General features: G+C 34.4%; 24 protein-coding genes. 22 read left to right on the forward strand and 2 right to left on the reverse strand.

What is annotated here, in order from left to right; all coding sequences use genetic code 11:
• Positions 1-10 precede the first annotated feature (10 nt).
• The 22 genes from QM481_RS05645 to QM481_RS05750 all read left to right on the forward strand — a co-directional run bounded on the left by QM481_RS05645 (position 11) and on the right by QM481_RS05750 (position 19,758).
• Positions 11-781 (forward strand): hypothetical protein, encoded by a 771-nt coding sequence (locus QM481_RS05645; protein ID WP_283380996.1) that lies wholly within the window; start codon positions 11-13, stop codon positions 779-781.
• Positions 782-966: 185 nt separating this feature from the next.
• Positions 967-2,031 (forward strand): ligand-binding sensor domain-containing protein, encoded by a 1,065-nt coding sequence (locus tag QM481_RS05650; RefSeq protein WP_283380997.1) that lies wholly within the window; start codon positions 967-969, stop codon positions 2,029-2,031.
• Positions 2,032-2,251: 220 nt separating this feature from the next.
• Entirely contained in the window at positions 2,252-2,809 is a 558-nt protein-coding gene (locus QM481_RS05655; protein WP_283380998.1) for a hypothetical protein, read from the forward strand.
• A 147-nt stretch (positions 2,810-2,956) separates the two neighbouring features.
• Entirely contained in the window at positions 2,957-3,997 is a 1,041-nt protein-coding gene (locus QM481_RS05660; RefSeq protein ID WP_283380999.1) for a hypothetical protein, read from the forward strand.
• Positions 3,998-4,084: 87 nt separating this feature from the next.
• Positions 4,085-4,804, forward strand: a complete 720-nt coding sequence (locus tag QM481_RS05665) for a DUF1444 family protein (RefSeq protein ID WP_283381000.1) — start codon at positions 4,085-4,087, stop codon at positions 4,802-4,804.
• 202 nt (positions 4,805-5,006) lie between these two features.
• Positions 5,007-6,191 carry a WG repeat-containing protein gene (locus QM481_RS05670; RefSeq protein ID WP_283381001.1) on the forward strand — a complete coding sequence of 395 codons (1,185 nt, stop codon included), beginning with the start codon at positions 5,007-5,009 and terminating at the stop codon, positions 6,189-6,191.
• Between the two features lie 265 nt (positions 6,192-6,456).
• Positions 6,457-6,999 (forward strand): YcxB family protein, encoded by a 543-nt coding sequence (locus QM481_RS05675; protein WP_283381002.1) that lies wholly within the window; start codon positions 6,457-6,459, stop codon positions 6,997-6,999.
• 102 nt (positions 7,000-7,101) lie between these two features.
• On the forward strand, positions 7,102-7,764 hold the full coding sequence (locus QM481_RS05680) for a hypothetical protein (RefSeq protein WP_283381003.1): 663 nt from the start codon (positions 7,102-7,104) through the stop codon (positions 7,762-7,764).
• A gap of 236 nt (positions 7,765-8,000) precedes the next feature.
• Positions 8,001-8,543 (forward strand): M23 family metallopeptidase, encoded by a 543-nt coding sequence (locus tag QM481_RS05685; protein ID WP_283381004.1) that lies wholly within the window; start codon positions 8,001-8,003, stop codon positions 8,541-8,543.
• Between the two features lie 15 nt (positions 8,544-8,558).
• Positions 8,559-9,218 (forward strand): hypothetical protein, encoded by a 660-nt coding sequence (locus QM481_RS05690; protein WP_283381005.1) that lies wholly within the window; start codon positions 8,559-8,561, stop codon positions 9,216-9,218.
• A 295-nt stretch (positions 9,219-9,513) separates the two neighbouring features.
• Positions 9,514-10,110, forward strand: coding sequence for a DUF1287 domain-containing protein (locus QM481_RS05695; RefSeq protein WP_283381006.1), 597 nt, complete (start codon positions 9,514-9,516; stop codon positions 10,108-10,110).
• 109 nt (positions 10,111-10,219) lie between these two features.
• A complete protein-coding gene (locus QM481_RS05700; RefSeq protein ID WP_283381007.1) occupies positions 10,220-10,660 on the forward strand; it encodes a hypothetical protein in 441 nt (146 codons plus the stop codon).
• 59 nt (positions 10,661-10,719) lie between these two features.
• Positions 10,720-11,508, forward strand: a complete 789-nt coding sequence (locus QM481_RS05705) for a PhzF family protein (RefSeq protein WP_283381008.1) — start codon at positions 10,720-10,722, stop codon at positions 11,506-11,508.
• A 204-nt stretch (positions 11,509-11,712) separates the two neighbouring features.
• Positions 11,713-12,795 (forward strand): serine hydrolase domain-containing protein, encoded by a 1,083-nt coding sequence (locus QM481_RS05710; RefSeq protein ID WP_283381009.1) that lies wholly within the window; start codon positions 11,713-11,715, stop codon positions 12,793-12,795.
• The gene (locus tag QM481_RS05715) at positions 12,785-13,189 is read left to right on the forward strand and encodes a hypothetical protein (RefSeq protein WP_283381010.1); all 405 of its coding nucleotides are present in this window, start codon (positions 12,785-12,787) and stop codon (positions 13,187-13,189) included. Before QM481_RS05710 ends, QM481_RS05715 begins: the two co-directional genes overlap by 11 nt.
• Positions 13,190-14,794: 1,605 nt before the next feature.
• Positions 14,795-15,265, forward strand: a complete 471-nt coding sequence (gene arr, locus QM481_RS24885; protein WP_445451972.1) for an NAD(+)--rifampin ADP-ribosyltransferase — start codon at positions 14,795-14,797, stop codon at positions 15,263-15,265.
• Between the two features lie 21 nt (positions 15,266-15,286).
• On the forward strand, positions 15,287-15,829 hold the full coding sequence (locus tag QM481_RS05725) for a hypothetical protein (protein ID WP_283381012.1): 543 nt from the start codon (positions 15,287-15,289) through the stop codon (positions 15,827-15,829).
• 29 nt (positions 15,830-15,858) lie between these two features.
• Positions 15,859-16,113, forward strand: coding sequence for a hypothetical protein (locus QM481_RS05730; protein WP_283381013.1), 255 nt, complete (start codon positions 15,859-15,861; stop codon positions 16,111-16,113).
• Between the two features lie 153 nt (positions 16,114-16,266).
• Entirely contained in the window at positions 16,267-16,686 is a 420-nt protein-coding gene (locus tag QM481_RS05735; RefSeq protein ID WP_283381014.1) for a hypothetical protein, read from the forward strand.
• Positions 16,687-16,722: 36 nt separating this feature from the next.
• On the forward strand, positions 16,723-17,604 hold the full coding sequence (locus QM481_RS05740) for a hypothetical protein (protein ID WP_283381015.1): 882 nt from the start codon (positions 16,723-16,725) through the stop codon (positions 17,602-17,604).
• A gap of 101 nt (positions 17,605-17,705) precedes the next feature.
• Complete coding sequence (locus QM481_RS05745; protein ID WP_283381016.1) at positions 17,706-18,536, forward strand: VanZ family protein; 831 nt, start codon at positions 17,706-17,708, stop codon at positions 18,534-18,536.
• Between the two features lie 109 nt (positions 18,537-18,645).
• Positions 18,646-19,758 carry an acyltransferase family protein gene (locus tag QM481_RS05750; protein ID WP_283381017.1) on the forward strand — a complete coding sequence of 371 codons (1,113 nt, stop codon included), beginning with the start codon at positions 18,646-18,648 and terminating at the stop codon, positions 19,756-19,758.
• A gap of 373 nt (positions 19,759-20,131) precedes the next feature.
• On the opposite strand, the gene QM481_RS05755 is transcribed toward QM481_RS05750, so the two are convergent.
• Both QM481_RS05755 and QM481_RS05760 read right to left on the reverse strand, forming a co-directional pair.
• Complete coding sequence (locus QM481_RS05755) at positions 20,132-20,722, reverse strand: DUF4468 domain-containing protein (RefSeq protein WP_283381018.1); 591 nt, start codon at positions 20,720-20,722, stop codon at positions 20,132-20,134.
• A gap of 122 nt (positions 20,723-20,844) precedes the next feature.
• Complete coding sequence (locus QM481_RS05760; protein ID WP_283381019.1) at positions 20,845-21,429, reverse strand: hypothetical protein; 585 nt, start codon at positions 21,427-21,429, stop codon at positions 20,845-20,847.
• Positions 21,430-21,765: the final 336 nt, after the last annotated feature.

The raw sequence follows: 21,765 nt of genomic DNA on the forward strand, positions 1-21,765 counted from the left end.
GTCATAAAAGATGATGGAATTTATCCAAGAATTAAAAAATCGAAACGAAACCTTATTCTATTTTGGTCAAATATGCCTTTGGGCAGGGATTGTATTTTTGATGCTCTCAAAAATTTCTCCTTTGAAAATCTATGGCATAAGCGCGTGGTACAAACCTTTTAAATTTGCCGTATCACTGGGTGTATATTCATGGACGATGGCATGGTATTGTCATTATTTACCCAATTTTAATTTAATCTTATTCAACTGGACAGTAGTAGTTTTATGGAGTTTTGAACTCATTTATATTGCCTTTCAAGCAAGTAAGGGACAGCTTTCACACTATAATTTATCGACTCCTCTTTATACAATATTGTATGGTTTAATGGCAATTGCGGCAACTGTAGTCACGCTTTACACTGCTTATGTTGGATTCTTATTTTTCAATGATGACTTCCCATTACTACCAACCTATTACCTATGGGCCATACGATTTGGAATTATTCTCTTTGTAATTTTCTCTCTTGAAGGTTTTGCCATGGGCTCACGACTCAATCATAGTGTAGGAGCGCTTAACGATAACTCAAATTTATGGATTATTGCATGGAGTAAAACGGTTGGAGATTTGCGAGTTGCACACTTTATTGGAATGCATGCTTTACAAATACTGCCAATCGTTTCCTTTTATTTCTTAAAAGATACCAAACTTACCTTTGGACTCGCTCTTGTATATGGTCTTCTTGCTTTAAGTACTCTTATTCAAGCTTTACAAGGCAAGCCTTTTCTCAAAAGCTTCTTATAACTTTATCCCTTTTTAGATACTTTGTATTCTTTGGGTCAATGAGATAGTGGATTTCTCTTTGACCCAATTTTGTTTTTATAGCTTGTATCGTTTCCAACAATATTGAGCTTTCTTTGAAAAGAAAAAATTACTTCGTTAAATTGTAGAAAGTTGTCCATCATGAACCTCTAACCTTCAAAATCCAGATGATCTCTTTCAAAACAACTATCACTTTTAGCCTTTTTACACTGTTATCTTCTTGTTTTGGACAATGGAAAACACAAGAAAATAACTCAGCTCCTACAGTGGTAAAATCTTTTAAAACAACTGGGTTAGCGCCAGATTTTGATACCACTTTAGTAAGTCAATACATCAGGAGTATCTTTCAAGATTCAAAAGGGAATTTGTGGTTTGGCACCATTGGTGATGGCGTGGTACGTTATGACAAAAAAAACTTACAATATTTTTCAAACTCAGAAGGATTTATTTCAAATAGCGTTTTTGCCATAAATGAAGACCATCAAGGAAATATATGGATTGGAACAGACCAAGGAGTCTATCGATACGATGGTAAAACCTTTCGAAACTTTAATCAAAAAGACGGACTCGAGCATTTAGATATCAGTCGTAGAAGTATCCTTGTAGACAAATCTGGTAAAATTTGGGTAGGCACTCATCGAGGCGTGTATCAATATAATGCCGAGGCAGACCAGCAAGGGAAGCCAAGTTTTAGCTTATTTTCATTACTACCAGAAATCAACACAGCCGATATATTTGAAGATAAAACTGGAAATATTTGGTTCGCTTCCTCCAATCAAGGAGTTTTTAAATATGATGGAAAAGCAATCACAAATTTTAATGAAAAAGCCCAATTAGGAGAAAACTACGCAGGAGGAATTGCACAAGACCCAGCAGGCAATATGTGGTTTGTGTTCAAAAATGGAATCTGTAAATATGATGGTAAAACATTTACAGAATATACCGCTAAAGATGGCTTAGGAGGAACTGAGTTTTGGGGCATATTAATAGAGAAATCTGGGATAATCTGGATTACCGCCAGAGGTAGCACCACTAGATTCAATCCATCCATTCCATTACCGAACCCTAAGGCATTTAGTGTATTCACTTCTGCGGATGGATTTACTTGTTGTGTACAAAGTATGTTCCAAGATCAATCAGGTCATGTATGGTGGGGTACTGGTCAAGGATTATATAATTTTGATAAAACAAGATTTTATCAGGTAAAGCGTAATGGACCTTGGCAAAATTAATTGGATGATTTTTTCTATATTTAACCAAGTTTAAATTATTCCCCTCACCAGCTGGTGCTGGATTCCTATCCAACACCGACCATTTCTTAGGATTCTATCCGATTGGTATTGATATAATTATTTTGCCGATTCAATTATAACTTCATAAGCTACTTTTTCTAAATTAGTGCAGAAATTAATACTTCTAGCAAATAAAGGTTGACTCTTAACCGTAACTCAAATGAAAATATTTCTTACACTTAAACATTGGCAACTATTCGGAATCTCCTTCGGGCTACCAATCATTTTTCAAATTGTTGCATTAGTATCAATATTTGCAAGTAAAACCCCAGCTAACTTTTTTTTTATTTCTTATCTCTTCCCGCTTTTGACGCTTGTATTCATGGGTACGTATTTTGGTTGGTTTTATGCTGTTGGCTCTAATTTGCACCAAAAATTACCTTCCTCTGTAAAAATGAATCTAACGCTCTTCAAAACCTTTTTGGTTTTCCCAGTCGTTTATATTGGACTTATATGCTTTTTTATTTTTAACATGAGTCAGTCGGTTGAGCCCAATTCCATGATTCTGTTCATGATATTTCCTCTTCACTTATTTTCAATGTTTTGTGTGTTCTACTGCATATATTTTGTTGCAAAAGTTATAAAAACTGTAGAAAGTCAAGAAAAGGTAAGTTTTGGTGATTGTTTGGGAGATTTTTTCCTGATATGGTTTTTCTTTGTTGGAATTTGGGTCATTCAGCCAAGGATAAATGTGCTATCACAAAATGATAATTTATAACCTAACATAAAAAACAAAGTACCAATTATAAGTCTATTTCAGTTTTAAAACTGCTAAAAAATAAGTTAAAGACTAAGTCTTTAACTAGATATTTAATTCTGAAGATATCATCAACCTCTTACGCCAAAATCTTCCATCAAATCATTTATGAATAAAGCACCAATCCTTTTACTCCTTTTTTGTCTATTGGGTTGCCAGAAAGACAAACAGCGTCCCGAACAAAAGATATTTGACAGAATCCTATTTGTGTATCACTTAAAACAATCCGTAGAAGCAAATACATGGATGACATTCGACGATCCTCAATACGATGTGCCATTAATTTATTTTACTGATTCGAGTTCTTATGTGGCAAATCCTACCGAAAAATTCCTCAAAACTTTCAAATCTGAACTCGTATTAGAGGATGGCACTATCAAAATTTACAAAACTCAAAAAAGAGTGGATGACTCTCCTTTTCACATGGAGACAGGCATGACTTTGGGCGACCCTACCCCTGATTTTAATTACCATTCACCTTTCATGATGTGTAGTAGTTTTGAAGAAACCGTCAAAACCATTCCAGATGTTGGCTCTATGGATGAATGGACTACTATGATTATTCACGAATATTTTCACGGTTTTCAGTATAAGCACAAACCTTATATGGATTATTATGAGAACGAAATCGTACAGATCCAACCAGATAGTTTGACGACTTTCTACAAAAAACTTCCTTGGTTTAAACAATCAATCGATGCCGAAAACCAGTTACTAATCGATGCGATTGCCGAAAAAGATAGTATCCAAACAAAGAAGATTATTCAGACTTTTTGGGGAAAACGAAAACAAAGAAGATGGCAATTTCAACAGAAACATAAATTTAGCCTTGACAAATTTGAAAAGTGTTATGAAACCATGGAAGGCACTGCCAGATATGTTGAATTTTCGTTATACAAGGATTTTGCTATAAGAAAACCCGATGAAAGTTTGCTAAAATCTGATAGCTCTTTTAAATCATTTGCAAAATTCAAGAACTATAATCTTCAAAAGGATAAGTGGTTGTACTTGACTGACAAAACTACCTACTTTTACGCCACTGGTTTCAATATGGCTCGCTTATTAGATAAACTAGGTATCGAGTACAAATCAAGACTTTTTAAAGATGGTAAAATTTCGTTAGAAGATATTTTGAGAGAACCTCGGTAGCGCCAACAGTCCAATTTAACACCTGATTATCTCGTATTTTTAATAAAGTATTCAAATAAATAATATAAAACCTTTTCACACCAAACCATGGGAATTTTCGATCAATTTTTCAAAAAAAACCAAAACACCGAAAGCAATCAAGAACCATCCGCCTTCGACATACCTATTTCTGAACTACAAAAGGCTAGAGAAGGCACTATAAACCTTGGACAAAGTATTTTCCCTGTCATTAAAAGAGCTGATGACCCAAAGATTAGTATCAATTCGATTTCTGCAGGAGAAATTCTTAAAGACCCCATCGCAGAAGAAATAGTAGTTTGCTACGTAATAGATATGGGCGAAAATTTTGAGTTTATAACCACAAGGCATCTCTTGAGCTTTGGACTAACCTTTGATGATATACGTGACGCAGGCAGACGAAATCTCATCAACCGAGTAAATGAAGATTGTAAAATTTCGATTATGGATTATTCCTCGAGCAATCCTGCCATCAAGCCTTTTTATCGTTTGGAATTTGATAGTAATCTGAATCCTTCCATAATGCTTTTGGATGAATTTTGGGAGTCGAGTATTAAAGAAATTATTGATATTGATACCATCGCGGTAACAATCCCAGCGAAAAATATTATTTTCTTCTCCGATATGAAAGTGATGGAAAGCTTCAGAACGATGCGTCCAATTTCAAAAAAATTCTACGAAGCCTCTATATTAGATCAGGTAGAATTATCGACCAATACCTATATCCGTAAGAACAGAAAGTGGATTTTATTTCTTGATACGGATGAACAAATGGCTGAACTTTGGTAGTGATTTCAGCTAAAAATAAGCTTTATTCTTCTTAATAACCGATAGATTAATTGGCATATTTTCATCAGATAATTTTACTTATACGAAGAAAATATGCTTTTGGGTCAACTATTTCAAATATTCGTAAATAGTTCTATCTTTCCATGCCAATAAATATCGATTCTTCTAATCCAACATAATTATGCTAAACCTTGATTTCAAAGTGGTAAAATTTATCCTAGTCTTCAATATCGTTATGCTATATCATGGATTAGCATTAGGACAAAAAAACGACGTTTGGATACGCTACCATGATAAAGCCAAGAATTTATATGGCTACAAAGATTTAAAAGGTAAAATTAAAATTTCTGCCAAGTTCGAAAAATTTTTTACCCAAGCTGACTCATTTTACAATATCATCTCTGTAAAAGAAGAAAATCTGCATAATTACAAGACCTATTATCTCTTAAAAAATGGAAAAAAAGTTGGTTTAGACAGCTTATATATTTTAGACTATACTGTTGATTGTGAAAGTGAAGGGAAAATCCGATTCCAAAACAGGAAAAATGACAGAATTGGTTTTTTAGATAAAAATGGGAAAGCCGTCATTCCTGCCATTTATAATTATGCCACTCCGTTTTATAATGGTGTGTCCAGAGCACTTATAAATGCAAAACGTGCATGCTGGGATGAAAAGGAGGATACACTAAACTGTGAACATCTAGCTTGGAAAGGAGGAATCCAAGTTTTAGTTAACGATCAAAATGAGATTTTGGCTGATAGTCTTCACAACCTTCCAGATAATATTAATTGGTATTCATTAAAAACAAATCAAGCTGACTTAGACACAAGTATTTGGTTTACTATTAAGGGGAAAAATGGGAATACCTATTCATTTATAGACTATCAAAAAGAGTTCAAACATTGGTTCGAGACGAAATTTTTGTCCGCTCTAAAATCTAACAATCAGGAGAATTTGAAAAGGCTGTTTTTTTCAGGTTTACAAATTAAATCAGAGAAATTAGTTACGAGTAATTCCTATCAAAAAAATTTCAATACTTTTATTCGCAAAATAGTTACACCTGAACGATTTCAATCCAATTCCCTAAAAGAAATCAATATTATGAATGGAGATTTAATGTTCGTCGACATAGAAAAACCTGTTTATAAAAAATATCTAGACGCTTGTGGGCGCCACCAAAAAGAGAAGTTTCCTGCTTTCTTAATTGCCATAAACTACTATGTAAAAAGAAAAGAACCACTTATTCTAAAGAGTTTTCCTCAGGTAGATGCAAATTGGAAACCATCTGAATTTGATATCAATTTTGAACTTGATTATCAGGAAAGATTTGAATTTCTTAAGACCAGCGATGGATATAAACTGTTTGAGGTTTATGTAAAAAACTGAATAATGAGATAGAAGCTGTTTAAACTTTCGTAAAATTACTTGCGTCAGCAATGAATTTATACTGTTTGAGCGAAGCGAGGTGGGACGCCACTCCGATTATAAATTCTTGATTTTTTTGCGGCCGCCGCTGCGGTTACTTTTTGTATCAAGGCGGGAACGCCTAGTTAAAAAGTAAGGCGAAGAATAAATCAATATAACTGTTTTTGAAAAGTTTAAACAGCTTCATAGTCAAAAATAAATTAACCGATAAACATTATTACTTACTATGACTTTAACATATAGCTTATCTGAAGATGACTTTCTCAATAGTCAGTTATTCATTATAAAGAGCAAAGGAACTTTTCAAAAGTTCAGACAAATAAGTATGATAACAATTACCGTTTTGTACATTATTACAGTTAGTTTTTCTTTTTACTTTAAAAAGGACTTCTTAGGATATACCATGATAATAATTGGATTGATAACACTTATCGCTTATCCAACTTATTATAAGCAATCATATAAAGAAAGATTGAGAACCCAGCTAAGAGATTATGTAAGTAATAAGTTCGACATTGAATTTACAATAGTACTTACTGAAGATTATTTAAGGTCGATTTCTGAGGATGGTGAGACACAACTAAAACTTCGACAAATCGGAGAAATTGTTGAGGTCGGCGAATATTTTTACTTGAAATTAAAAATTGGAGATACATTTATCATTCCAAAAAATCCAGTTGAAAACATCCAAGATTTGCAGTCAGAATTAAAGCAAATCGCACAAAGATTTGAAATTGATTATACCACAAATCTTAATTGGAAGTGGTAAACCACATTCAATGATTACTTTTCAGACGCACTTCCTAAAGCTTGATTTGATAGGATATCTCTAAGCAATTCTTTAAAACAACCTCTTTTTACACCACGGCAAATGAAATATTTACTTTTTTTAATCACTCTTCTCTGTGTTTGCAAACAAGCACAATCTCAAACCAACTGGATCAGCAAAGAGGATAGTTTAGGAAATCTATTGTTTAGGGAAACGAATGTTTCCAGACAAGATCAACAAACTTGGCAGTTTTTTGTAAAAGAGACAGGGTATATTTCTCCTCTCAATCTTATGCAAAGGGTGGCAAACCAAGTGAATGATAAGCAAATAGATACTCTTCCTCGACTGAAAAAAACAGTGCTACATCTGCTAATCTCAGACAATCAGAAAAATCTGCTAGAAAAATCTTCGGATGGTTTAAAGCTGTATATCTTTAATTTTTCGAATAAGCAGGTCGCAGTCCCTAGCATCGGTACAGCTCCACAAAGCCTAATCGAGTATATTTTTGCAGAAAACAAATGGATAGTTCTAAGGAGAAAAGCAGGATGGCTCTGTCGTAAACCACTCCCAAAAATTCATTTTCTACCCAATACTGTTAGTTGCTATAATATTTCACCTGTCAATCAGGAAAATGGTACAATCTCTTTGAAGTATAAATTTATGATGACTTACAATAATCAGTCAATAGAATCAAACCAAATTACCATAAAACTTTATCCAAATCAATTGCAAAGGCTTTTAGAAGAGAATAATATGCCTAAATAACAATAGGCACATCGCTCAAGAAGCAAGAATCTTCTTATATACCACAAAATCTAACAATCTCACAACAAGCACATTACAAGTATAAATTTATTCTTCCAGATGATAAACTAGAATTAAAAAAATTTACTCTTTAAATCTCATGATGAAAAATCAAATGATGAATACAAAACACAAAATCAGACTTTGATACATAAACAGAAAAGATAAACTGAGGTCTTCCTTCCCACCTTTTAGCCATGAAAAAAATAAAACTCTCTAAATCATTTCTATATATCGCAACTATTATTGTCATAGGGTTTTGTATTCCACAGAACCTGAGGATGCCTGTCGAAGGAGCTGCAAAAAGTAGCTATAACCAACAATCATTTTGGTATTACCCTTGGGGAAAATCAGTTACTCATAAAGGAGTTGATATTTTCGCGAAAAAAGGCACAAAGGTTTTTTCTGCGACTAAGGGTATTGTGTTATTTCAGGGTGAAATTCCAATCGGAGGAAAAATCATTTTTATACTCGGCCCCAAATGGAGACTTCACTATTATGCACATTTAGAAAAAACTACTGTTCATATTTTAAATTTTGTAAACCATCAAACCATGATAGGGACAGTTGGAGATTCTGGAAATGCATCTGGGAAAAGCCCACATTTACACTACTCTATTGAAACTATTATTCCATATTTATGGAGAATTGATAAAAGTCGGCAGGGATGGAGAAAAATGACTTTTTTAGATCCAACTGTATATTTGAACGAATATTTTTCCAGAAAATCAAAGAATTAGACACTTATTCAACACATGAAAAATACTATTTTGTCTCTCCTCCTATTGACTTCCTCAACACCTTTTGTGTCCTATTTCGCAGCGGGTTTTCCTTCCGAAAATGACACTAATCATTTCGTACAAGGCTCTATCACCCTTGTGCACCCAGACGGTGTGCAAACCATTATTCACCAAAATGGACAATCTAAAACTATTATCCACCCGAATGGGAAAATAAGCACTGTATTTGATAGTACACCAACCCATAAAATAATCACCCATTCAAACGGAAATGTCACAACGCTTGTCAAACAAGGTTATCTAGCAACCATGGTTAACCCAGACGGTTCCGTTTCTACAATAATGGAAAATGGCGACAGAAGTATTATCACTGGTGGAAATGGCACACAGATAACCATTTTAAATAGTGGTTCTACCAAGAGTATTACAAGTTCAGATGGAACTATGATCAATTTGTTCATGTATAAGAATAATCAAAACATGAAGGAGCCAGATGCGGCCGAATTAATGCTTATAATAAGTCCAGAAGCTACTAAAGGAGCAAACCAGACACCTTCGAAGAAACATACTGCCTCGGTAAATATTTCTCAAAATAATCCCAGCGAGAGTATTGTTGAGTTCATTATCAAAAGCATAGGTGGCTTTATTAAAAAACTTATCAATGCCATTTTCTAAATTTATAATGGATCAGAGGCTTGAAAAACTGTTAGGTAAAACATCATTACGGACAATAAGATTAAATCAACTTTGTTAGAAGTAGGTATTAGGCTGTACACTGTAAGCTAAAACCCTAGACGATTTTCTCATGAAAAATGGAAACATTTTTGCTTACAGCCTAAAGCACAATAATACAATCTTATTTTGCATTATTGCCTAGGATAAAATAAATTGTCGTACGGAGACATCAAATCATTAGGTTTTCCTCTTGAGATAAAATTTGCTAAACAAGGTCATTTTACTAACTCTTGCTATGAAAAGAAATTATTCAATTACCGTTATTTTCCTTAGCATTTTGATTTTTACTGGCTTTATTCAGCCTACATTTTATCAAAAATTAGCTGAAGCGGCATTGTCTCTCACACATCAAAAGGTTATTTACGATCCAACTTATACCGTTATACCGTACCCCAATGGTGATGTCTCACCACAGAGAGGCGTCTGTACGGATGTAATCATCCGAGCTTATAGAAAAATGGGAGTTGATTTGCAAAAAGAGGTTCATGAAGATATGAAATCTCATTTCAAAAAATATCCCCAAAAATGGGGTCTTAAAAGCCCTGACAAAAATATAGACCACAGAAGGGTTCCTAATTTGATGACCTATTTTTCTAGATTTGGCATCGTTAAACCTATCACGAAAAACGCTCAAGATTATACGCCAGGAGATATTGTGTGCTGGCAACTTTCAGATAGACTTACCCATATTGGACTTGTTTCATCAAAGAAAACCATCGGGCAGCAGCGATATTTGATTGTTCATAACATTGGCAGTGGGCAAGTATTGGAAGATTGTCTCTTTAGTTTCAAAATCATAGGACATTACCAATATAGTAATAAAACCCACTGATAAATTTCGATAAGCGTATATAACTTAAACACTTAACTTTTGCCGAGTTGATTAAAGCAAATTATTTTACCTGTTTACCTCTTTCTAATCAAAGTAGGAAAATATATTTATGTTAATAGAAATTTGTAAAAAGACTCAGTATGCTTGTGAATACAGCATTACCAGAGATGATACAACTCAAGAGCATTTTACGCTTGAGACAAAGACTTATTTTTTACATGATATTTGTCACTATGTGATCGAAAAGCAACTTCAGTTCAATAAAGGCTTCTGGGGAATGCTTTCAATCGGGCATTCGCTTCAAGAGCTTTTCGGAAAAGAAAACCCTTTGACTCCTGAACTTCGATTTATTGAGCAGATCGTCGGACCTATACAATCTGTATATGCTGGGCATTTGCCAAAACAGCAATTTTCTCAATTCATCAATCATCTGAATTTTGAAATATCCGACCTCAGCTTAGACAATTGCCTCGAAGAAATAGCAACCATTCAAAATCACTGGAGAAATCTTGAAATTGGCAAGTCTATCACACTTACATGGACTTTATAAATGGAGTGAAAAGAATTGTGCTTACTAAAATAAAGTAGTGAATAATATTGATCATCAACATGAAGCTAGATTTATATCAAATAGATGCCTTTACAGACAGTGTCTTTGGCGGCAACCCTGCGTGTGTAGTACCTCTCGAAAATTGGTTACCTGACGATTTATTAATGAAAATAACCCAAGAAAATGCTGTCGCCGAAACTGCCTTTTTTGTCCAACACAAAGACTATATTCATTTAAGATGGTTTACCCCCGAAATCGAAATGGACTTATGCGGTCATGCGACCTTGGCAACGGCCCATTGTCTTAAAACTATACTTGGCTATTCTTCTGATATTATTCGATTTGAAACACTCAGTGGTGAGTTGAAAGTGATAGTCGACGGTGATGTATATCGAATGGATTTTCCTTCAAGAATGCCAACAAAGGCAGCATTACCTGAGATTATCTCCCAATCCTTGAGTATTCAACCTAAGGAGATTTTCAAATCAAGAGACTATATGTTAGTTTATGAAAGTGAACTGGACATTAAGGATATACAGATTAATAGGCAAATATTTGACCAAATAAACCTCGACCCAGGTGGGGTAATTGTCACTGCCAGAGGGTTAAAAGATGATTTTGTCTCTAGATTTTTTACTCCTCAAGCTTCTATACTCGAAGATCCCGTCACAGGCTCAGCTCACTGTTCATTGATTCCTTTTTGGGCAGAAAGATTAGGAAAAAATGTACTTGAAGCCTCACAAATTTCAGATAGGAACGGTAAGTTGTATTGTGAAAACCTTGGAGATAGAGTAATTATCAGTGGAAAGGCTAGAACTTACTCTGTTGGAACACTCTGGACAGACTAATTCTCGATTTTATCGTTTTTATTGAAATCTAGCTTTATTTTTTTACAACAGAAATATAGGATTTTCCATCCTTATACAAACATCACAATATTTTATGAAGGCAAAACCATTCAAATCTTGCATTCATACAATTTTCTAGCATCCCTATTTTGCCATTTCAAGATAGATACCAATATGACCGTTAGCAAAACCTAATTAATCACCATGAAAAATATCCTTCTCCTTGTTTGCTTACTCACTGCCTGTATTTGCAAAGGACAAAACAACGTTGCCTACGCAGACTCCATTCGAAAACACTACCGCATACCTGAGTTGTGTTATGCAGTCGTGGATGCTAAAACTGTTTTGGAGATAGCAGCATTAGGAAAACACTCGATTCAACTTACCGATACGGCCAGCTTGAACGACCGTTTCCATATTGGCTCAAATACAAAAGCTATGACAGCATTCATTATTGCCAAATATGTAGAAAAAGGGAAACTCAATTGGAACACCAAATTTTTTGACTTGTTCCCGAGCTGGAAATCTAAGAGCAAACCTGAATATGCCAAAATGACCCTTCAGGATTTACTGTCACACAGGGTTGGGATTTTACCATTTCAAGGAGAGGATGATCCGCAAATCCCTGACTTTAAGGGAAATAATATCCAAAAAAGAAAACAGTTTGCCCAATTCGTTCTTACATTTTCACCTGTAAAAATAGATATTGAGCATCCTTTTGTTTATTCAAATGCAGGTTATACCCTTGCAACACTTATGGTAGAAAAGGTTACGGGTAAAAGTTGGGAGCAGTTAGTGGATCAGGTCTTTAATCGGGATTTAAAACTCAATGTAAAACTCTCATGGCCTGAAAATCAAACCAATAAAGATACATGGGGGCACCTCACCGAAAATGACGTACTTACGCCCGTTCCATCAAAAAATGATTTTCATCTGGATTTCACCGAACCCTCAGGAGACCTCAACATAAAGTTAACAGACTATATAAAATTCATTCAAATGAACCTTGACGGACTTGAAGGGCATAATAACTATCTGACAGCTAAAACTTACAACCTGATTCATAAAGGAATCAAAAATTATTCGCTCGGCTGGTTTAATATTTATGAAAACAATAAAGAGTTATCTGTTCATTCTGGTACTGGCGCTTTTACTTACTTTAGTCTAGTGCATATCGATCGTATAAAACTTCGAGCCTATATCATTTTCACCAATTCATTCAACAACAATACACAACAAGGGGTAAGACTTATTATGCGAAAACTAAAAGAGAGTTATGGGTATTAAGTTGGTATATATACATAGAATTATTTCTTCATCTTTTTTAGCAATTTTGATCGCTCTATTACTGTACGTTTTGGAGAGCGATCAGAATAAGCTTCAAATTATGATTTTTAATAAAACTGGATATGCTCTCGATTCTCTTGAATTTGAGGGTCAGTACTTTCACTTGGCAAATTCAGATTCCTTGACGCTAAATAATTACGAAAGCATTTCTGTTCAAGATAGCATACCACTGGGTTTGCCACAGGCAAAAATAAATGGACATGGTAGACAAAACTACAATTTTCCTATTTGTGGAAATGGAATAATAAAAATCGTCTACGGAATACATAAGTACGATGTAACTCTTCGCTCGAAGCAAGACTCAACATTACTCATCTGGCAAAAGCATCAATAATATTCAACAGTTATAAAACCTTTTACTTTTGGAATTTTCTCCCTTCAATCCAATTGTAAAATTATGCTTACAAGGCATGGAATGAGGTGAATAATGGATTTGAAAAGTACCTTAGCTCTTCTGAATCAGGTGGTGTTATATCTACTCAGTTAAGAACTGAAAGATTTTCTCATAACGGTGAGCTATTGTCATAGGCTTTGCTTGGACTTTTCATATATCAACATGGATATTATCTTGCAAATCGAAATTGGAGATAGCGTGAGTAAACAATCCAATTATGGAGGAACATGATCAAACTTTGTGGAAAGTAAAAACTGTTAGTCAAGTCACTTCATTTATTTTTTAAAACAACTATTTAATGCAAAGAAAATGTAAAACAGGTTAAAGTTTGATTGACCTTAAATGACTCCATTTCCAGCTCCAAAGCACTAAACTTTTATTAGCATCACCTTTTCTCAAATCCAAGCAATAATGGTTCTGAAACACGTATTACAATTTTTTATTTTTTTGATGATTGCAAATTTTATCATCATACTTCCAGTTGTACACATGTCCTTGTTATTTATAGCTAGAGGTGACTATATCTTTCTGTTGGGAAATTTCGTCCTTATTTCACTATTAACGAGAGTCATTCCTAAAATTCAACCCTCTAAAGCTGCATTTATTGGACTATTAATATCTTGTCTAAGCTTAAATCTGGAATACCTTTGTTGGTACTTAGGTGTTTTTATAAACCCTATATATGGATTTATTGTGTTTTATGTTACAGTAAGCGTACTTTGGTTTCTAATGATAAGCAAGAAAATTCGTCTTTATAGTTCAACAACGAATATTGCTTTATCTGGCATATTCCTAATTACCCCAGCTTTTCTATCAAATTCTTTTCCAAGTTTGCCAGAAAAAAGAAATTCAGTTTTCACTGAAATTAGGTTTAACAACTACAGGGACATTAAGCAAAGTGATGACACTGTGGAAATTAGCTATCTCCGACACCCACTCTTCGGATTGAGAGAAGTACAAAAATTATATAAAGTTCTGCCAAATCAGAATGGTATCATAAGAGTCAATTTATCACGATCATTCGATATTAAAATTGACCTGTATGAAGATGACAATATGCCTCATTCTTACTATATCTCCCGCACAGAATTACAATCTAAAAGAGAGTTTTTGTTTAATGTGAATAAATGAAATCCATGGTACCATTTGTAGTTGTAGAGTTAAGAAAATCGTCGATGGAACACATAAATTACTCTTCGCTAGAAACAATACACTGCTCTACATACCTGGCAAAAGCATCAATAATACTCAACTATCATAAACCTTTTACTTATGGAATTTTCTCCCTTCAATCCAATTGTAAAATTATGCTTACAAGGCATGGAATTAGAAGCCCAAAATAATCGTGAAAAAGCATTACAAATCTATTTAGAAGGATGGAATGAGGCAAATAACGATTTTGAAAAGTATCTTACCTCCTACTATATCGCCAAACTCCAAGATGACACTCAGCAAAAGATATTTTGGTTAGAGTCAACCTTATCCTTTGCCTTAAAATCAAATAGTCCCGCTGTCAATACAGCCTTGCCTACTATATATCTCACTATCTCCGAATGTTACAAATCATTAGGTGAATTTGAAAAAGCAGAGGAACTCTTTGCTCAGTCGGAGGCTCATCGATACAGCCCTTCTGATAACGGTCCTTTCTATCATGGAACAAAAGCAGATTTATCAATTGGCGATTTCTTAGTAGCGGGTGGAAAATCAAATTATCAGAACAATCTCAAAATGAACCATATCTATTTTACTGCCTTGGTGGATGGTGCAGGTTTAGCAGCAGCACTAGCAAATGGAGAAGGTACTGAAAGAGTCTATGTGGTTGAGCCGACAGGAAGTTATGAAAATGACCCCAATCTCACAGATAAAAAATTCCCAGGAAACCCAACCCGTTCTTATCGTTCGGAAGCACCATTGAAAATCGTTGGAGAAATAAAAGAATGGGCACACCGTAGCCCTGAGGAAATACAAAAATTTAAAGAAAAACTAGATAACAATAAGGGAGAAATTATTAATTAGGCTTTTTTAAAAATGAAGGAAATGGAAATTCACACCAAATATTTACAAAAACTAATAGAAGAAAATACCTTAACTTGCTTATATACTGACCATTTCAATGAATCCTACGACGGGTATGTATTGGACTTTACAGATGAGTTTTTGATTTTTGAAAAGGTTGATACCAATTTCAAATTTGATGGGATTTGCATTCTTTATCGGAATGATATTACACGATTACGATGGGCAGGCAATGACCTTCAAAGTATCAGTAAATTGATAGATTTAGAACATAAAACTTCGTGGAAATCTTCGATAAATCTTGAAAACATTAATTCACTCATAGTGGATTTGGCAAAAGAATTTAGTGTCCTTACCATTTACACTCAACATTTGGCTAAAGATATTTGCTTTGTTGGACAGGTTGAAGAAATCGATAACAACACCTTACTGTTTCATGAATTTGGTACAACTTCAACACTTGACAGAAAATTCTTGCTAATCTCTGTTGAGGAAATAACCAAAATAGAAGTGAACGGACATTATGAAAAAAATATTACTAAGCTTTTTGGACTAAGCAAATAAGCCATTTACTTCACGACCTAAATCTATTTATGAAAAAGTTTAAAATCTTCATTCTGCTATTATCAGTGGCATTTATTGGATGCCATAATCAAAATAGAAATCCTGAAGGAGAAGTGAAATTCACAAGCAAAGACACCGCCTCTTCCATCCTGTCTTACGAATTCAAAGATTCTTCCGATTCTGAATCAACAGAAATGGCTGATAGTCTTTTACCCACTCGGCTTTTAACTGAGGGAGTATTTCATAACGATGAGGTATGGCCAAAGGCTGCAAATGAGGAGTGATTTGGGCTTTTCCAAAATCAACAAGGTTATTACCTTTCAAAAACTAAATTGGAGCTTACACAAGTAAACGATCGAATTTCGGAGGAAGATAATCTAAGTGGGTGGCAAGTAAAAACTGCTAGTAAAGACACCTCATTGGTTTTAATAAAAACTATGAATTATTTGACTCCGAGAAAAATCCAAAAAATTGAGGTACCAAAATCTAATGTATATCCTCAAGATACCCTAAAGCTCAATTACATGGGCAACAACTATCAGATTTATGCTACAGGCCAAAAGATAAAGCTTTCTGATCAGCCCGATATATATGAGGTAAAAAATTATAAACTCTTCATTACTACAAGGGTTCACGGTAAAATCAGAAAAACGCTTTTGGTGAGTGTTGAAGAATTTGATGATACGATGGTCAGTATCCTTTTCGTCGGTGATATGGATGGAGATGGAATTTTGGATTTACTTTTGGATACCTCCAACCACTATAATAGTGAAAGAACTACCCTTTATTTATCTAAACCTGCGACCAATAATGAACTGTTGATGCTAGTTGGTAAACATACCATAATTGGATGTTAAAAGAATAGCACATGCTGATATATCAAATATGAATCCATGCTAAATTACCTAACCGTTTCATTTTCAATGCTATCTTTATCGATATGGTTTTTTTTGAGTACTATTGGTGCTCAAAAGTCGCCTAATAAGGTCGAAGTAACCGTTTTGACACCTTTGCCTATCAACTCAACTCATATACCTGAAGCTGACTCTAAAAAACTACCAAAAAGTCCCCAGTTAAAAGAACCAGTAGATTCTTCTCTTCAATTTGCCTTAAATTTTGCACAAAAGCACATTGCTAAAAATAAGTTCCTAAAAAGAATCAAGTACTCCAAACCAAATATTGAGTACCAAATTCATATTAGTAGAGATTATTATTTTTCAAAAAACGAATCACATCTTAATATCCGAAGAGTTAATCAACAGGAGATTTTAATCGATGTTTTTGTAAAAGCAGGTAACGATTTCAAAAAGGCTCTTTCTTTACAAGAAGACGTCTTAGAATATGTCTCAGACACCATACAAGATATTGATGGTGATGGATTTAAAGATTATGTCATCCAAACATATAGTTGTTGTGGTTGCTGTCTAAGAGCTGTTAGCAAGGTCTATTTACAAAAAACACAAGGTAGTTTTGTGGCAAATCCCTACAAGTTTATGAATCCCACTTTTTCACCAAAAGAAAAAATCATTCGTGGAATCTGTTACGGACAAGCAGGCGATACCGAAATATACAAGTATAAATGGCGAGGACGACAAATTGATACTTTGGAATTCATCGCCTATCAAAAAAGACCTAATGGAGAGAGAACTGGGAAATTCCTTATTCTTCGAAGCAGAAAATCAGAAACTAATCAGAACATTCTCAAGGTCATTAATAAAGTCCCAAAAGAATACCTTAGGATAGTCGGGTACGATTGGTTTACTGGCAAAATTTAAACTTATTCATTCAACCAACACAGCACAACATAAAACCATACTTCTTTATAATGTATATTTGGCAAATACCTCATACGCTATACTAAACACTCTAAATTACTGTGAAAATTAAAATTTTACCCGTAACTCTTCTTTTGCTATACTGTGCTTTATTAATCAAAATCATGGTATTCAAAGACTTGCCAACGATAAATGTTGGAGGTTTGATGTTAAATTTTTCAGGAACAAACCCTGGACATGCCCCAAACTTTATTCCCTTCACCACCATTTACCCGTATCTTCTCGGTCACAAAGGACTTATTATCGCCAGTATTAACTTACTTGGAAATATTGGGTTATTGATTCCAATAGGGATATTAGCTCCTTTGGTGTTTAAAGATTTTTCTGCACAAAAATCTTTGCTTTTGGGTTTTTGCTCAGGTCTATCCATCGAAGTCATGCAGGTAATATTACAGGTAGGAATCTTTGACATAGACGATATTATCCTAAATGCTTTGGGTGTCATGATCGGCTATTGGACTTATACAATCTATCTCTTTTGGTGGCAAAAGAAGCAATATACCCTCATGATTGTGGCTAGTTTATTAGTCTTAATTATTTCGTTTGGAGGTTTTTATGCCTTTTTTCCAAAAGGAAATGCTTCAAGTCAATTACAACCTAAAAAGCTAGCTCAAAACGAAGATTTATGTGGGGGAACTGGCGGTACCGGCGAGATTATCAAAACAGGTGTAAATAGATTTACCATCAAAAGAAATGATGGTGTTATACAACAAATTCGACTAACAAACCAAACGATAGTCAAAACTTCATCAGGTCCCATTGCAGCCTCAGCACTAAAAGTTGGTGAAAGAGTCACGATAGTAATAGATGAAACCGAAACTGCGTCCATGGTTTTGGTTTGTGCATTGGCACATTCGAATATTAAAAAATAGAAAAACTACCCAAAACTATACTCATTTATTACAGTAAATAGAAAAACGCCCTATTCTTTAAAACAAACCCAAATTCTATAAAAAACTGATAAACAAACACTTAATCTAAATGAATCAAGAAAATTTAAGTTCGAAGCCCCATTTTCAAATTTTGGATGGGCTTCGTGGAGTAGCCGCTGTGCTCGTTGTATTCTTTCACCTTGCAGAACCACTCGCTAGTAGTCACCTTGACAACGTTGTAAACCACGGTTATTTAGCAGTTGATTTTTTCTTTCTCCTTTCTGGTTTTGTCATCGGATATGCCTATGATGATAGATGGAAGACGCTAACTTTTAAAAGCTTTCTTCGTCGGAGGTTAATCAGGCTTCAACCTCTTGTAATTTTGGGTATGACGCTTGGAGGAATCACCTTTTACTTTACAGACTCTACAATTTGGCCAATGATTCATACAGTTCCACTTTGGAAACTCATCATTGTAATGCTAATTGGGTACACCATTTTACCGATACCACTTTCGATGGATATTCGAGGTTGGCAAGAAATGCACCCGCTCAATAGTGTTGGTTGGTCACTTTTCTTCGAATACATCGCCAATATGATGTATGCTCTTGGTATTCGAAAGTTATCCAATAAATCACTCGCCATATTTGTATCGCTGTCAGCTTTGCTGTTAATACATTTTGCAGTCACCAATCCAAACGGTGATGTCACTGGGGGATGGACACTCAACTATGAACACATGCGGGTTGGGATTACAAGAACTCTTTTCCCATTTTTTGCTGGCTTGCTTTTATCCAGAGTCACTCAACCGACTAAAATTAAAAATGCCTTTTTGTGGTGTAGCCTTCTGGTGGTAGCAGTTTTATTGATGCCAAGAATCGGCGGAGCATCAAATTTATGGTTAAATGGACTGTTTGAAGCATTTTGTATCATCGTAATTTTTCCGCTGATTGTCTATATCGGCGCCAGTGGAGTATTGCATCCAAACGAAGATAAAATTTGTAAATTTCTAGGAGACATTTCCTATCCTTTATACATGACGCACTATGTGCTAGTCTATTTTTATGTGGCATGGATTAGTAATCATAAAAGTATAACCCTTGTAGAAGCTTGGCCAACGGCTTTACTAACCTTTGGAGGAGCTATTGTTTTGGCAATTATAAGCTTAAAACTATATGATGAGCCAGTGAGAAAATGGTTACATGGGAAAATCAAAGCTTAGGTTAATTTTCATGAGGTAGTTTTTTAATACAAAAACAAGAATTCTTCGACAGAAAGCCTTTTTAGAGTCTCATTGGGTAGTTACTCTAAAAAGGCTTCTTTATAATTTAGGTACAATATGCATTATTACTTTAGCAGATTTCCTAAAAGCTAATTTAGTAATCGTGCAAAATAAAATTGAATTAATAGGCTTTAGGTTATTAGTTATAGGCATAAAGTAAAATCTTCCCTTTTTATGAGAAATACGTTTTAACCTTTAGTCTACGGCTGCCTAAAGCAGGCAAAATAATTTAATTTTGCTCACTTACTTTAGTATTTTAACTTATTTAAACTACTAGTTATAAACCAAGATGAGATATATTAGTTAAAAAACATTACCAAGCACTACTTTCAATCTCTTTAGAGGTATTTCCTTCTTTTATGGCTATCTCAAAACTATCTACTAAGCTAGTGGCTTTTGTAAAGAAACTGTAAAAAGTATTACCCCAATAAACATACTTACCGCCCTTTGCATTGATAGGAACTTCGTCACTTACTCTGGAATGAGCCCAAGTATTAAAGACTCCATCTGTAGAGATATTTTTTGGGTATTGATATTCTGTCAGTGTTACTAAAATCCTAGCTTTCCCATCTTTCACATCAATTCTGATGGCATGCCAGCCTTTGGAATTGTTATGCAAGTTATCAAATACACCTCTGGCAACGACTAGTCCTTGAGATTTGTCCACGTTGATTATTTTGATATTTTCCTCAATGTAATGGTAGGCAAAGAAGTTCAGCGCACGATTATAGATTTCTTCTTTACTGAGAGAAGGAGCTTCGATTATCCGTTGGATGGTTACATTTTTTTTGTCGTCTAGCACCCATTTCCCTTGGATACTTGAGAGCTTCTCATCGACATTTTGACTCATTGCTGCTAATGTGGAACATAGCAAAAGTGCAGAGATAATAATCGCTTTTTTCATAGGTTTTGATAGTTGATTTTGTGTTTTAAATAGATGATAACCTTCATTTTCCTGCAAATAAACACTGTATTCTTCAGTAACAGAATAAATAAAATTAAATTTTAATTAGTTTTGTCGAACTACTACCAATCGGCATTTTTAGCGGTCACTACTTTCGCTAGTGTTCGTTCAAAATTACCCAACAAATCTAATGACTTCTGAACTGCGGCAAGAAAAGTTTGTTCCTGTGGTTTTCTTTTAGGCTTATCTTGATTTATTGGGTACTCATTTGCTATCGAAAGAAATTCAGTCATTGGAAAGTTATCTGGTCTAAAAAAGTAGGGTTTCTCCAAAGAATTTAAGGTAAATGAAACCTTTATTTTATTCCCACGGGTTTCAACAATTAATGAATGCCAAACACTCATTGTTGAGTATACAAGCGGATAATTCGCATTTATAATAAATTTTCCCTTGGTACTATCAGCATACAAGAGTTTAAAGTTTGTCGCCGCATAATTTAGTGCAACAAACGTCATGACTACTTCGTAAACGTCTGATCTTGTCGTACTTGAAGGCAATGCAAATACCTTTGAAACTACAGGGTTTTGATTTTCGTCAACAACCCAATACTCACGAGATTTAGCATAATCTAGTTCTTGACTTTGTGCTTTATGAGTAAAGCAAACAGACAACATGAGGAGAATTAGTAGAAAATAGGTACGTTTCATAGGTAGAGTATTTTGGTTGCGTAAATATTAAATATAAAGTTTTAGGCACAAGTTTTATTTTGGCCTTTAACAAATATTTAACAAAAACATGAGTCATCCATAATTTTGGAATGCATGATTGAAAATAGAGACCTCTCATTTGTCCTTATTGGGAAAAAGGCACTCAAACATTAGGCATTTCTTTACTATTAATCAAAAAGGTGTTCGAAATGAGTTTTTCGAACACCTTTTTTGATACTATATTCTATAATCATATATCCGCAGAGGCAAAGCATTGCATGCTTTACTTATGGAATGTAGATTTAAAAATAATCACTCACTCAATCTCAATTCACT

Origin of the sequence: Flectobacillus rivi (genome assembly GCF_030056655.1) — a bacterium.
Lineage (GTDB): Bacteria > Bacteroidota > Bacteroidia > Cytophagales > Spirosomataceae > Flectobacillus > Flectobacillus rivi.

Excerpts from the sequence above, each read along its gene's own strand:
- QM481_RS05645 (WP_283380996.1), top strand. The coding sequence starts at position 11 with ATGATGGAATTTATCCAAGAATTAAAAAATCGAAACGAAACCTTATTC.
- QM481_RS05650 (WP_283380997.1), top strand. The coding sequence starts at position 967 with ATGATCTCTTTCAAAACAACTATCACTTTTAGCCTTTTTACACTGTTA.
- QM481_RS05655 (WP_283380998.1), top strand. The coding sequence starts at position 2,252 with ATGAAAATATTTCTTACACTTAAACATTGGCAACTATTCGGAATCTCC.
- QM481_RS05660 (WP_283380999.1), top strand. The coding sequence starts at position 2,957 with ATGAATAAAGCACCAATCCTTTTACTCCTTTTTTGTCTATTGGGTTGC.
- QM481_RS05665 (WP_283381000.1), top strand. The coding sequence starts at position 4,085 with ATGGGAATTTTCGATCAATTTTTCAAAAAAAACCAAAACACCGAAAGC.
- QM481_RS05675 (WP_283381002.1), top strand. The coding sequence starts at position 6,457 with ATGACTTTAACATATAGCTTATCTGAAGATGACTTTCTCAATAGTCAG.
- QM481_RS05680 (WP_283381003.1), top strand. The coding sequence starts at position 7,102 with ATGAAATATTTACTTTTTTTAATCACTCTTCTCTGTGTTTGCAAACAA.
- QM481_RS05685 (WP_283381004.1), top strand. The coding sequence starts at position 8,001 with ATGAAAAAAATAAAACTCTCTAAATCATTTCTATATATCGCAACTATT.
- QM481_RS05690 (WP_283381005.1), top strand. The coding sequence starts at position 8,559 with ATGAAAAATACTATTTTGTCTCTCCTCCTATTGACTTCCTCAACACCT.
- QM481_RS05695 (WP_283381006.1), top strand. The coding sequence starts at position 9,514 with ATGAAAAGAAATTATTCAATTACCGTTATTTTCCTTAGCATTTTGATT.
- QM481_RS05700 (WP_283381007.1), top strand. The coding sequence starts at position 10,220 with ATGTTAATAGAAATTTGTAAAAAGACTCAGTATGCTTGTGAATACAGC.
- QM481_RS05705 (WP_283381008.1), top strand. The coding sequence starts at position 10,720 with ATGAAGCTAGATTTATATCAAATAGATGCCTTTACAGACAGTGTCTTT.
- QM481_RS05710 (WP_283381009.1), top strand. The coding sequence starts at position 11,713 with ATGAAAAATATCCTTCTCCTTGTTTGCTTACTCACTGCCTGTATTTGC.
- QM481_RS05715 (WP_283381010.1), top strand. The coding sequence starts at position 12,785 with ATGGGTATTAAGTTGGTATATATACATAGAATTATTTCTTCATCTTTT.
- QM481_RS05725 (WP_283381012.1), top strand. The coding sequence starts at position 15,287 with ATGGAAATTCACACCAAATATTTACAAAAACTAATAGAAGAAAATACC.
- QM481_RS05730 (WP_283381013.1), top strand. The coding sequence starts at position 15,859 with ATGAAAAAGTTTAAAATCTTCATTCTGCTATTATCAGTGGCATTTATT.
- QM481_RS05735 (WP_283381014.1), top strand. The coding sequence starts at position 16,267 with ATGAATTATTTGACTCCGAGAAAAATCCAAAAAATTGAGGTACCAAAA.
- QM481_RS05740 (WP_283381015.1), top strand. The coding sequence starts at position 16,723 with ATGCTAAATTACCTAACCGTTTCATTTTCAATGCTATCTTTATCGATA.
- QM481_RS05750 (WP_283381017.1), top strand. The coding sequence starts at position 18,646 with ATGAATCAAGAAAATTTAAGTTCGAAGCCCCATTTTCAAATTTTGGAT.
- QM481_RS05755 (WP_283381018.1), bottom strand. The coding sequence starts at position 20,722 with ATGAAAAAAGCGATTATTATCTCTGCACTTTTGCTATGTTCCACATTA.
- QM481_RS05760 (WP_283381019.1), bottom strand. The coding sequence starts at position 21,429 with ATGAAACGTACCTATTTTCTACTAATTCTCCTCATGTTGTCTGTTTGC.